The sequence below is a fragment of the Aeromonas sp. s12 genome (genome assembly GCF_040907925.1).
Taxonomy (GTDB): Bacteria; Pseudomonadota; Gammaproteobacteria; order Enterobacterales; family Aeromonadaceae; genus Aeromonas; species Aeromonas veronii.
Genome location: NZ_JBFOCT010000013.1, coordinates 215,865 through 228,271, shown reverse-complemented (window position 1 = coordinate 228,271; position 12,407 = coordinate 215,865). Strand labels below are relative to the sequence as shown.

The 12,407-nt window shown below is 59.5% G+C and carries 10 protein-coding genes; 4 read left to right on the top strand and 6 right to left on the bottom strand.

Annotation, left to right across the window (positions count from 1 at the left end; genetic code table 11):
• Window positions 1–214: 214 nt before the first annotated feature.
• From AB5Y67_RS06460 to AB5Y67_RS06445, 4 genes are all read right to left on the bottom strand, one after another.
• Window positions 215–802, bottom strand: coding sequence for a histidine phosphatase family protein (locus AB5Y67_RS06460; protein WP_150389405.1), 588 nt, complete (start codon window positions 800–802; stop codon window positions 215–217).
• A 154-nt stretch (window positions 803–956) separates the two neighbouring features.
• On the bottom strand, window positions 957–1,610 hold the full coding sequence (locus AB5Y67_RS06455) for a transcriptional regulator (RefSeq protein WP_005334376.1): 654 nt from the start codon (window positions 1,608–1,610) through the stop codon (window positions 957–959).
• Window positions 1,611–1,674: 64 nt separating this feature from the next.
• Complete coding sequence (locus tag AB5Y67_RS06450; RefSeq protein ID WP_199427265.1) at window positions 1,675–2,964, bottom strand: serine dehydratase subunit alpha family protein; 1,290 nt, start codon at window positions 2,962–2,964, stop codon at window positions 1,675–1,677.
• Between the two features lie 22 nt (window positions 2,965–2,986).
• Window positions 2,987–3,370 (bottom strand): Rid family detoxifying hydrolase, encoded by a 384-nt coding sequence (locus tag AB5Y67_RS06445; protein ID WP_005344164.1) that lies wholly within the window; start codon window positions 3,368–3,370, stop codon window positions 2,987–2,989.
• Between the two features lie 251 nt (window positions 3,371–3,621).
• On the opposite strand from AB5Y67_RS06445, the gene AB5Y67_RS06440 reads away from it, so the two are divergent.
• The 3 genes from AB5Y67_RS06440 to AB5Y67_RS06430 all read left to right on the top strand — a co-directional run bounded on the left by AB5Y67_RS06440 (window position 3,622) and on the right by AB5Y67_RS06430 (window position 7,677).
• Window positions 3,622–4,917 carry an amino acid permease gene (locus AB5Y67_RS06440; protein ID WP_005334398.1) on the top strand — a complete coding sequence of 432 codons (1,296 nt, stop codon included), beginning with the start codon at window positions 3,622–3,624 and terminating at the stop codon, window positions 4,915–4,917.
• A 193-nt stretch (window positions 4,918–5,110) separates the two neighbouring features.
• Window positions 5,111–7,117 carry a methyl-accepting chemotaxis protein gene (locus tag AB5Y67_RS06435; protein WP_199427266.1) on the top strand — a complete coding sequence of 669 codons (2,007 nt, stop codon included), beginning with the start codon at window positions 5,111–5,113 and terminating at the stop codon, window positions 7,115–7,117.
• Between the two features lie 266 nt (window positions 7,118–7,383).
• Entirely contained in the window at window positions 7,384–7,677 is a 294-nt protein-coding gene (locus AB5Y67_RS06430; protein ID WP_042054618.1) for a hypothetical protein, read from the top strand.
• Window positions 7,678–7,751: 74 nt separating this feature from the next.
• Here the strand turns inward: AB5Y67_RS06430 and AB5Y67_RS06425 are convergent, their stop codons facing one another.
• Both AB5Y67_RS06425 and speA read right to left on the bottom strand, forming a co-directional pair.
• The gene (locus AB5Y67_RS06425) at window positions 7,752–7,940 is read right to left on the bottom strand and encodes a hypothetical protein (RefSeq protein WP_005334402.1); all 189 of its coding nucleotides are present in this window, start codon (window positions 7,938–7,940) and stop codon (window positions 7,752–7,754) included.
• A gap of 272 nt (window positions 7,941–8,212) precedes the next feature.
• Entirely contained in the window at window positions 8,213–10,114 is a 1,902-nt protein-coding gene (gene speA / locus AB5Y67_RS06420; protein WP_005344160.1) for a biosynthetic arginine decarboxylase, read from the bottom strand.
• Between the two features lie 1,014 nt (window positions 10,115–11,128).
• Between speA and pepT the strand changes: the two genes are divergently transcribed.
• Window positions 11,129–12,352 (top strand): peptidase T, encoded by a 1,224-nt coding sequence (gene pepT, locus AB5Y67_RS06415; RefSeq protein WP_199427267.1) that lies wholly within the window; start codon window positions 11,129–11,131, stop codon window positions 12,350–12,352.
• Window positions 12,353–12,407: the final 55 nt, after the last annotated feature.

Here is a 12,407-nt window from a genome sequence, read left to right as displayed (position 1 = left end):
GCGGTCTGTGCACCATAGTGCAATGCAAGTTGCAACCTGTTCGCAAAACCAGACCTTAAACACATCACCGCAGAAGAAGGGCTAATGCCCTTATTGATAATGCGCTTTTTGAGTCTATTCATCATTTCGTTGATGTCTAATCTTCGCAAAGCAAAATCCGTAGCGTGTTTCAGCCTGCATCGTCCATGCACTGATGGCGGCAACGTCCACGAAACTAGCAAGCAATGCGGGTGATGTGGCCATCCTGCAACTTATAGAAAGCATCTTGCGGCAACTCCTGTGACCAGGTCGCCTCATAGTCGAGATCGGCATAGACGCCGCGCAACATGGCACCGAGCAGACCGTGGGAGATAACAATGGCCCGCTCGGCGATGGCGGGATCATGCAACCACTGGTGTGCCCGGCGCTGAATACTCTCGAAGCTCTCGGCCCCCGGTGCCTGCAGATACCAGTCCCCCTTGCCGGTATCGAGCTCGGGATGAGCGAGCCGCAGCGCCGGGATCTGGCAGCTCTCCCACTCCCCCATGCCCAGCTCCATCAAGCGATCGTCCCAGACGATGCGATCTGCCATCAGTCCCAACTGCTCGCACACCAGCAGCGCAGTCTGACGGGCACGCCCGAGCGGGCTGGCATAGACGGTCCAGCGGGCGGGATCCGCCAGTTCTGCGGCAAGCCGCCGCCCCATGGCGATGGCTTGCGCCTCACCCTTGTCGGTCAGATCGGAGTTGCAACGCCCCTGCAGACGCTGCTCGGCATTGAAGCGGGTCTGGCCATGGCGCAGCAGATAGATGAGTCGAGACATGATTTCTCCAGCACGTTCAGAGAGATAGAAAAATAAAGGGGGAAGATGATAGCAGATGAGCCCGAAGGATGGCCCAAACAGAGAAGCTAAAACGGGCGTAAAAAACGGGTCAAGGCTGACCCGTTTGCTGCCAATTTGGCCAGATTAAACCGGCTCAGCCCTTCTTGATCTCCCGCAGATAGCGGTAGATGGAGTGGACCGAGATCCCGAGCTGGCGCGCCGCAATCTGGGCGCTGTCTTTTAACTCGAAGATCCCCATGTCGTGCAGCTGGTTGACGATGACCCGGGTCTTCTGGGACGGGGGCACCGCCTCGTTGCCGCGCACCTCGGCACTGACGGTGTCGATGGTGCTGTTGAGCGCTTCGTCGATGTTGCGGGCGAACACCTCCGGGGTGGCATGGCTCTCATGGGGGTGCATGCACTCCGGCATCATGGTGCGCAGCACGGATTGCAGCGGGGCATCCATGTCGCTGTTGATGCAGAGCAACCCGATGGCCCTGTGCTCCCCGTTGCGGATCACGGTCGTGATGGAGCGCAGGGTCTTGCCGGTGGCACACTTGGTCATGTAGGGGCTGGAGATATCCTGCCCGCTCTTGAGCTTCATCATCGCCAGGTTGGTGATGGGGGCGCCGACACTGCGGCCGGTGATATGGCCGTTGGCAATCTTGACGATCGAGGGATTGCGCGCATCCAGACTGTGGAGCAGCACTTCGGTGTGCTGGCCATACATGGCGGCGATGCCGTCCACAATGTTCTCCATCGACTTGAGGATCTCAAAATCGCTCGGACTCAACTCTTGCAGCTTCACAATGGGACCTTCTTGCAAGGGTTGCTGCCGGACAATGGGCGCCGGGCAGCAACCGACAGGGACATCAGGCGGACATGATATCAATAATGGTGCTGTCTGTGGCAGACATGCCCTCCTTCACCATCTGGCCGACGTTGCGGATGGTCTGATCCACGTCACCGGCGACGATCCCCTGCCCCGACACCGAGTGACTGTTGAGGGCCATCAGGAAGCCGCGCACCGCCGCGCCGGAGGAGGTACTCACCTTCATGGCGCAGGAGGCTTTCGCCCCGTCACATACCATACCGGCACTGTCGCTCAGCACGTTCTGGATGGCGAAGCAGGATTGCTCGAAGCTGCCGCCCGCCAGATAGACCATGGCCATGGAGGCAGCCGCGCTGGTCACGGTATTGCCACAGAAGGCCGACAGCGGCGGATAGTGGGACTTGATATAGATGGCGCCCAGATGGCTCATGATGAGGGCGCGAGCCAGCTGCTCTTCGCTGGCCGCAAAGCGCTCGGCAATGACCATCACCGGAATGGTGGCGGCAATGCCCTGGTTGCCGCTGCCGAAGTTGCTCATGGCTGGCAGGGTCGCGCCCCCCATGCGGGCATCGGAGGCAGCCGCCGTCATCATCACGATGCGGTTCATCACATCCTCGCCGATAAGACCGGCATTGATGTTCTGCTGCATGGTGCGCCCGATCTCGAGACCATAGGGGTTGTTCATCCCCTCGGCGGAGAGCTTGCCGTTGAGCTCGGAAGCTTTGAGGATGAACCTGATCTGTTCGAACTCCACCTGAGTGGCGAACTCGTAGATGGCGGCGATGCTGATATCGACGCCATCGCAGATGGAACCGGTGGCGCCGCCCTGGCTCTGATCGGCGGTGAAGGTTACCTCGCCATCGCGGCGCTGCTCGACGATGCGGGTATGGCCGCCGCAGAGGGTCACTTCGGCGCTGTGCTCTTCACCCTTGTCATCAGAGCCATAAACGGTCACGCGGCAGAAGATAAACTCGGGGGCGGCGGTGCGGCTCACCTGCACCTTGCCAGCATCGATCAGCTGCTGGGCACGATCCACCTGTTCTGGCTGGATCGCGGCCAGCACCTCCAGCCCGGCGTCGGCGTTACCGCCGATGGCACCGGCCGCGGCCGCAATGGCCAGACCGATCTTGCCGGTGCCCGGCACATAAACACCCATCGAGTTTTTATAGAGATTGTCCGACACCGCAACCTCGAGGCAACCGGGCTCACAGCCCAGTTGCCGGACGGCGACAGCCGCGGCATAGGCGGCGGCGATTGGCTCGGTACAACCCAGCGCTGGTTTGACAACCTGTTGAATAATCTGCAGATACTGCTGCCACGCTTGTTTCATCACTTGAACCTTTTTATCAGCATTAACGAGCGATATGGGCGATCGCTTCCACTTCAACCTTGACGCCCATCGGCAGATCCTTCACTGCGAAGCAGCTGCGCGCCGGACAATCTTTCTGGAAATAGGCTTTATAGACCTCGTTGAACGCGGCAAAATCGCTGATCTCGGCGAGGTAGCAGGTGGTTTTGAGCACGGTATCCAGCGAGCCGCCAGCGGCTTCCAGCACGGATTTCAGGTTTTCCAGTGACTGGCGGGTCTGGGCGGCAATCCCCCCTTCCACCACACCACCCTGCTGCTTGCAGACCGGCAACTGACCGGAGGTAAAGATAAGGTCGCCATAGGCAGTGCCGTGGCTGTAGGGACCGATAGCGTCAGGTGCCGCTGCTGCTGTGATGATGCGTTTCATATAGCCACTCCTGTTTGTGCAATTTTTTTTGCAATCATGAATCTCATTCCGTTCAACATTATTTGCTTTTTATTTTATCCATTCAACAAAAAGATACAAAAATGGCGTTCAAAGGCACCTTTCGGCCTCAATATAAACCGTGATCACCATCCTGATTTGAACAAAAGTACTCTTATGGGCATTGTTTATGACAGTTTTATTCAACTATATTTGCGCCACCTTCCCACATCCCTACAAAAAAGAAGGTTTTAATGGACGCGCATAGCACTACACTCGCCAGCCCCGTGATGGGCACGCTGGAATGGAAAGAAGCGGTTCGCTTCGACAGCACCGACTGGGGCTGGATCATCATGAGCATCGGCATGGCCATCGGCGCAGGGATCGTCTTCCTGCCGGTACAGGTGGGTCTGATGGGCTTGTGGGTCTTTCTGCTCTCGGCGGTGATCGGCTACCCCGCCATGTACATGTTCCAGCGCCTCTTTATCAACACCCTGGCCACTTCGCCGGAGTGCAAGGATTACCCCAGCGTCATCACCGGCTACCTTGGCAAGAACTGGGGTGTGCTGCTCGGCGCACTCTACTTCGTGATGCTGGTGATCTGGGTCTTCGTCTACTCCACCGCCATCACCAATGACAGCGCCTCCTTCCTGCAGAGCTTCGGCGTCACCGACGGCCTGCTCTCGGAAAACCCGCTCTACGGTCTGGTGCTGATTTGCGGTCTGGTGGCGCTGGCCTCGCGCGGCGAAAACCTGCTGTTCAAGATCTCCACCTTTATGGTACTGACCAAGATCAGCGTGGTGGCCGTGCTCGGCCTGATGATGGTGGACAAGTGGGATGCGGCCAACATCACCGCCATGCCCGCTGCCGGTGACTGGATGAAGGATGCCATCATCATGCTCCCCTTCACTCTCACCTCCATCCTCTTTATCCAGAGCCTGAGCCCCATGGTGATCTCCTACCGCTCGCGGGAAAAGTCGCTGGAAGTGGCCCGCTTCAAGGCGATGCGCGCCATGAATATCGCCTTCGGCATCCTGTTCGTGGTGGTGTTCTTCTACGCGGTCTCCTTCACTCTGGCCATGGGCCACGATCAGGCGGTTAAAGCCTCCGAGGAGAACATCTCCGCGCTGGCCATGGTGGCCCAGGGGATGCCCGGCCAGACCCTCAAGCTCCTGAGCCTGACCCTCAATATCTTTGCGGTAATGACCGCCTACTTCGGCGTTTATCTGGGCTTTCGTGAAGCCTGTCAGGGTCTGGCGATGAACCTGCTGCGCCGCGTCATGCCGGAAAACCGCATCAACAAAGGATTGGTAGGCAAAGGGATCATGGTGTTTACCGTCATGCTCTCCTGGGGTGCCATCGTGCTCAACGCACCGGTACTGAGCTTCACCTCCATCTGCAGCCCCATCTTCGGCATGGTGGGTTGCCTCATCCCGGCCTATCTGGTCTATCAGGTACCGGCGCTGCACAAGTACAAGGGCACCTCCCTCTACATCATCATCGTCACCGGCCTGCTGCTCTGTGTCTCGCCCTTCCTGGCGTTCAACTGATCGGTGTCCCCTTATCGACCGCGGGTCACCTTCGGGTGGCCCGTTTTCTATTGGGGCGGCTGACGGCGCCCCCGCCCGGAAGTAAAAAGCCAAGGGGATCACAACTTGCAACCGGCCATCACCCAAGGGAGGCCGCTCGGAGTACTATTCAGGCAATACGACTCACGCCCGCACTCAGGTATCGAGGCTTAACATGAAATGGATTTTCAACCCCGCCATCCGGCTGGGCAATCAGCTCTCCTTCAAATACAAATTCCTGCTCTGGTCCTGTCTGATGCTGCTGCCACTGGCCTACAGCATGACCAATCTGCTGGGGCGGCTGCAGGATGACAACGTCCAGGCCAACCGCGAGCTGGCGGGAGTGGTCAATCTCACCCCCGTGCCCGCTATCGAGCAAGCCCTGCTCACCCATCGCAATCTCGTAACCCGTCACGCCTATGAAGTGGATCCGGTCGGTGATGATCAGGTCAAGGCTGCCGCACAAGCCGTTGATCAGAGCCTGCAAGCCTTTGCCGACACCCGCCAGAACAACCCCTCCTTTGAGGTGATCCAGCAGGGCTGGGCCGCCCTGCAGAGTGAAGCGGGCAAGCTGGAAGTGGAGCAGAGCAACCTGCGCCACGACAAGCTGCTGACCGAGGTGCGCCACCTCTACAAGCACATTACCGCCAGTAGCAGCCTGATCCAGGATCCGGCGCTCGGTACCTACTACATGGTGATCCTCGCCAGCGAGCGGTTGCCGCAGCTGCGCGACCTGCTGGCTCAGGTGCGGGATCGCGCCGCCACCATCGCCGATTTCGGCCTGTTTCAGGCAGAGGGCTACAGCGGCCTGCGTTTTCGTCTCGACCTGATCAGCGCCACTCTGCAGGAACTGGAGGCCGATCTGACCCTGCTCTACCAGATTGAACCGGCCTACCGCGCCGCGCTGGGTCAGCAGACCGATGCTCTGATACAGCTGGTGCGTCAGGGGGTCGAGACCATTGAAAACAAGATGATGAAGGATCAGCTGGTGCAGCTCTCCACCAAGGAGGTGCAGGCGCTGGGGGATAAGATGGACGAGGCCATCACCGCACTGGCAAGCCAGGTACGCCAGCGGCTGGAGGCCGACCTGCATCAGCGGCTGACCGCCAACCAGCGCCACTTCTGGTGGGTCACCGCGCCGCTGACCGTCAGCTTGCTGCTCTACCTCTACCTGATGATCGGTGCCTATCTCTCCCTGCGCGACACCGTGGGGCGGGTGCGTGATATTGCCGCCCGGGTCAACGCCCAGGACCTCAGCCAGCATATCGAGATCGTCGGTCAGGACGAGCTGGCCGCCATCAGCCGGGATTACAACGTGACCCTGGAGACCCTGCGCACCCTGATGCTGCGAGTGCGGGAAAATGGCGTCACAGTAGTGGAGAGCGCCACCGAGATCGAAGCGCGCACCTGCCGCTCGCAGGAGGTCATTGCCGATCAGCAAGGGGAGACCCATCAGGTCGCCACCGCCATCAAGGAGCTGGCCGCCACCTCACAAGACATGGCAGGCAACGCTCTGCAAGCCGCCCGCATGACCCAGGAGGCGCAGAACGTGGTCGGTCAGGGCGAGGATGTGGTGGAGCGCACCATCAAGGCCATCGACCATATCAACCGCGAGGTGCTGCGCACCGCCGACACCATAGGCCTACTGGAGCAGCAGTGCAGCCAGATTGGCGGCGTCATCAGCGTGATCCGCGGCATCGCCGAACAGACCAACCTGCTGGCCCTCAACGCTGCCATCGAAGCGGCCCGGGCCGGTGAGCAGGGTCGCGGCTTTGCAGTGGTGGCCGACGAGGTGCGATCTCTTGCCAACCGCACCCAGGGGGCTACCGTCGAGATCCAGCAGATGATTGAACAGCTGCAATCCGGCGCCCGCGCCTCGGTCACCGCTATGTCGGCGGCCAGCCATGAAGCGCAGGAGGGGGTCGGGCTGGCGCAGGAGGCAAAACAGGCTTTCGGCGCCATCACCGAGAAGGTGGATCGAATGGTCGATACCAACGCCATCATCGCCAGCGCCATCGAGCAGCAGGGCGCCGTGGTCAACGAGATCGAACGCAACGTGGTGCGCATCTCCGATGGCAGTGACGAGGCGCTGCAAGTGGCCAACGCCGCCCGCGATGCCGCCCGCCAGATCCACCAGCTCACCGAACAGCTGCGCGCCATGGTACAGAGCTTCATGCTGTAACAGAGCGCTGACAAGCCGGGCTCAACGTGAGCCCGGCATTATCCCGGTCTCGCCCCTGCCCACAACATCTCGATTGCTCGGATCATCCAGAAAATTTCTGCGCCCCACTTGCCGGGCAAACGCCAACGAAGTAGTCTCGAACGAAAACAAAATGCGGCATTCCCGACACGCACTGTCTGCGACGTCGAGGCAAGCAAGCCGCCTGCGAGCCACAGATTAAATCAGCGTCACGTCATTTATCACCCGCTTCAAGCGAGAATTTACCTATGGCCAGATACCAGTTTTTTACCATTCCGGCGTCCAATCGGCAGCAATACACCTTTATCGACATGGCATCTCCGACTTTTCTGAGTGAAAAGGCGGCACTGCTGACCCAAGGATTCGAGGTGGAGGAGGACTTTATTGACGCGACCAGTCCACGGGAGGCCGTCGAGAAGTACCAATCCAATTTTCTCTATGTGGCGGATGAGATAGGCAAGTCCGATAGCAGCTACGCCGCGGCCGTCGCCATGCTGGAGATTGGCAAGGGGTTATTGGGCAATAAAACCCGCCGAGATTAGGTACAGCGGTAAAGAGTGGTGGCCATCGTGGCAACGCGCCCGATGGCCATATGGCAAGACATCAATTCGGTGATTTAGAAGCGTCCCAGCTGCTGGAGCATCTCGATCAGCTCCTCTTCGCTGCTCGGCTCATAGGCCAGCTGAAGGCTCGGCGCGGCGCCTCCCATCAGCATGTAGACGTTGGTGCTGCAGTGGTCGTAGTGATACCACTTACCGTCGATACAGACGTCGGTATAGCATCTCGGGTCCCTTTTCAGTTCCATATGCACATCCTTTTGTTACATCCCATCAACATCACTCCTGACCGTAAAATAACCACCTAGGTTCAAGCTTGATGCAGATCAAGGGAAGCAGCTGAAAGGGACAGATATCTGCCAGATCTGTGGCCTGCGGATGCCTTGAGCCAGCATCGGTTATCCGAATGAAGATGGGCCGAGTGCCCCGTCATATTGCCGGATGGCCCCCCGGCAACAAAAACGGCGCCCGCAGGCGCCGTTTTTCATTTTCCCTCAAAAGCGAGGGGCAAACAGAAGGCTTATTCGTCTTCCAGGTAGGCGTAGCCTTGCAGGCCCAGCTCCAGCTCGTCTAGCAGGGCTTTGCGAGTGGCATCGTCCAGCGCCGGGTGGGCAGCGATCCGCTGGTAGTTCTCGCGGATCACGGACGGGTCGATGTTGACGTAACGCAGCAGCTGGTCGACGGTGTCGCCACGCACCACGTTGCGAATGTCCATCTTGCCCTCTTCGTCCAGCCACACTTCCGCGCAGTGGGTGTCACCGAACAGGTTGTGCAGGTCGCCCAGGATCTCCTGATAGGCACCGACCAGGAAGAAGCCGACGTGGCACTCTTCGTTCTCGCCGTAGACCGGCATCGGCAGGGTGCTCTCGACCCCCAGACCGTCAACATAGTGCTCGACCTGACCGTCGGAGTCACAGGTAATATCCATCAGGATACCGCGACGGCTGAGCGGACGATCGAGACCAGCCAGCGGCATCACCGGGAATACCTGACCGATACCCCAGGCATCCGGCAGGGATTGGAACAGAGAGAAGTTGGCAAAGCACTTGTCCGCCAGCTTTTCACTCAGCTCGTCAGCCAGCGCACGGTGGTTGCGGTTGACCGGGTTGAGCATCTCTTTGAGTGCCAGACAGGTGTTCTGGTGCAGCATCTCGGCCCAGGCACGCTGTTCAAGGTTCAAGAGGCCCATGGTGTACTGGGTATTCACGTCACCCAGATCGGCCACCGAGTCATGGAAGATCTCCAGCAGGGAGGGATCTTCGCTACGCAGATCCAGCCAGCCTTTCCACATGTTCTGCAGAATGGTCGGCGCATCTTCGTCCGGCGCGCTGATGTCGTTCATCTCCACCCCTTCGGCACCAATGATATTGGTAACCAGCACGGCGTGGTGAGCGGTCAGGGCACGGCCAGACTCGCTGATGATGGTCGGGTGCGGCAGGTCGAACTCGCGGCAGACATCGCCGATACCCCATACCACGTTGTTGGCGTACTCGGAGAGGCTGTAGTTGGCGGAGCAGTGGCTCTGGGAACGGGTTCCCTCGTAGTCAACACCCAGGCCACCACCGACGTCCACGACTTCGATGTTGGCACCGAGGCGACGCAGTTCAGCGTAGAAACGGCCGCACTCGCGGATGCCGCCCTGAATGTCGCGAATATTGGCGATCTGGGAGCCCAGATGGAAGTGCAGCAGTTGCAGGCAATCCAGCTTGCCCAGCCCGCGCAGACGCTCGATCAGCGCCAGGATCTGGGAGGCGGAGAGACCAAATTTGGACATGGAGCCACCGCTCGATTCCCACATGCCGGAGCCGGTGGAAGCGAGCTTGGCACGCACCCCGATGTTGGGCTTGATGTTGAGACGAGCTGACTCGTCCAGCACCATTTCCAGTTCGGAGGGCTTCTCCACCACGATGTAGACCTTGTGGCCCATCAGGTTGCCCAAGAGGGCGTGGCGGATATATTCGCGGTCTTTGTAACCGTTGCAGACGATCACCGAGCCTTGCTCATGGTGATGGGACAGCACGGCCAGCAGTTCCGGTTTGGAACCAGCTTCCAGGCCAAGCCGGGGCTTGTCGCTGTAGGACTGGCTGATGGTCTCGATGACACGACGCTGCTGGTTTACCTTGATCGGGTAAACGCAGAGGTAGTCCCCTTCATAGCCTGACTTCTCGATGGCCTGACCGAAGGCGTTGAACAGCGCATCGACCCGACTCTTGAGAATGTCGGGGAAGCGCAGCAACACGGGGGTGGTCAGCCCGGACTGACGCAACTGTTCGATGGCGTCAGAGAGCACGATATGCGCGTCAGGGCGTGATTTGTCGGGGGCGACGGTCACATGACCGGCGTCATTGATATTGAAAAAACCCGCACCCCAGTAGGGAACGTTGTAGACCTTCAAGGAGTCCTTGCTGGACCAGTTAGTCATGGGCTATGCCTCGCAAATGAGCGACCCAAAGTCGCCTTCGTTACCCTCAATCACATCCAGACCATCTAGTGCAGAGTACGGCGAGCGCTGCCATCACGAGACGCAGCCACCCAAACCAGCGCTTTGCACATCGCGGCAAGCCAGAGGCTGCCTGGTGGATCTTGGGGAAGTAACGAGTCTTGATGTGGGGCTGGTGGCTTTACATCAAGCTCAACGGTATGCGGTGCCACTATGCCGTGGCGCCGCGGTACTTTGATGACAGACGACATCAGCCACGCCGTCAGTTCATCATTCGGCAGCGATCCCGACAGAAGGAGAGGGTTCCAAGGAAGAGAAGCGAAGGCGCCAGCACGCATGCGTGTTGATAGACGACAACAACCACAGCCCACCTCACCGTCAGTGACCGCCCATGACAAGGGAAGATGATGAGCCGGTGGCCCACTCGGTCAAATGAAGGATGAGAGTCTGTTGTTCTCCCTGATACCGGAGCCTAACCGGTATTAAAGAAACCATTCCCCAGCAGTGTCTGTCGTTTCTGCGTGCCTCGCCCTATAGGCGTATGATCGGTCGGGTTTCTGGCGGCTCTGCCTGCTTCAGGGTTGCCCTTGGATCGGCGCGGAGTGTACACACTTACCGCGGGCAGTGACAATAAAAAATAGTGTTCAAAATCCCCTTTTAATAAGTCGATCAAATCTTGCTGGCGGGCAGGCGGGCTCTGGGATGGCGCAGGTTATGCGACAGCCCGGTTTCCCCTTGAAAAGTGTGTGAAAACGCCATGGTTGGGCTGACGCCTTGCTGTGCGGTGGCTGAGGGGAATTTGGTCGCCACCGCCAGCGCCTAAATATCGCAATAAATGCCACATTTATGCGATCTCCCTCCCGGACGTTGCCCCGCGCGCAGCACATTCTCCGCTCTTCCCTTGCGTCAAAAAATGGGAAAAACCTGCGCTGACGCAATGAGTGCCCCGCACGGATTGGCCACAATGACCGCTCACAATCGGTTAGAGGCTGACTAATGGATACCCTGCTTGAGCGTTTTCTGCGTTACGTAACTTTTCATACCCGCTCCAATGAGACCAATCCAGCCTGCCCAAGCAGCGAAGGCCAGCTGATCTTTGCCCGCGCCCTGCAAGAAGAGATGAAGGCGCTGGGGCTGAGCCAGGTCACCCTGGATGAGCACGGCTACCTCACCGGCTGCCTGCCGGGCAACCAGCCGGACGCCCCCGCCATCGGCCTGATTGCCCACATGGACACCGCCGACTACGAGGCGGAGCACGTAGTGCCGCAAATCATCGAAAACTATCAGGGCGGCGACATCTGCCTTGGCAAGGGTGACGAGGTGCTCGCCATCCGTGACTACCGCTTCCTGAAAAACTACCTGGGTCAGGACCTCATCACCACCGACGGCACTACCTTGCTTGGCGCCGACGACAAGGCGGGTATCGCCGAGATCCTCACTGCCATCGACCACCTGCAGGCCCACCCCGAGATCCCACGTGGCGATATCTGGGTCGGCTTTACCCCGGATGAAGAGATTGGCCGTGGCGCCAACCTGTTCCCGCTGGAGAGATTCCCGGCCAAGTGGGCCTATACCGTGGATGGCGGCGAACTGGGCGAGCTGGAGTATGAAAACTTCAACGCCGCCAGCGCCACAGTTCGTTTTATCGGCAACAACGTCCACCCCGGCACCGCCAAGGGCAGCATGATCAACAGCCAGACCCTGGCCGCCCGCTTCCACGCCGCCATGCCGGCCGACGAGACCCCGGAGTGCACCGACGGGTATGAGGGCTTCTTCCATCTGGCCCAGATGAGCGGCACCGTGGAGGAGAGCACCCTGCACTACATCATCCGTGACTTCGACGACGAGCGCTTCGCCGCGCGCAAGACCGAGATGCAGAACCGGGTGGCCGCCCTGCAGGCCGAGTATCCCAAGGCCCGCATCGAGCTGACCCTGACCGACAGCTATCGCAACATGCGCAGCCAGATCGAGCCGCACATGCATATCGTCGAGCTGGCCAAGGCCGCCATGGAAGCCGCCGACGTGGTGCCGAAGATCAAACCCATTCGCGGCGGTACAGATGGCGCCCGTCTCTCCTTTATGGGCCTGCCCTGCCCCAACCTCTTCACCGGTGGCCACAACTTCCACGGCAAGCACGAGTTCATCCCGCTGCAATCCATGGAGAAATCGGTCGCCACCCTGGTGGAGCTGGTACGCCTCACCGCAGCCTGGCGCGGTTAATCGATTACCATGACAACCAAGGGGGGAGCCGGTTTACCGGCGCCCCCCTTGCTAT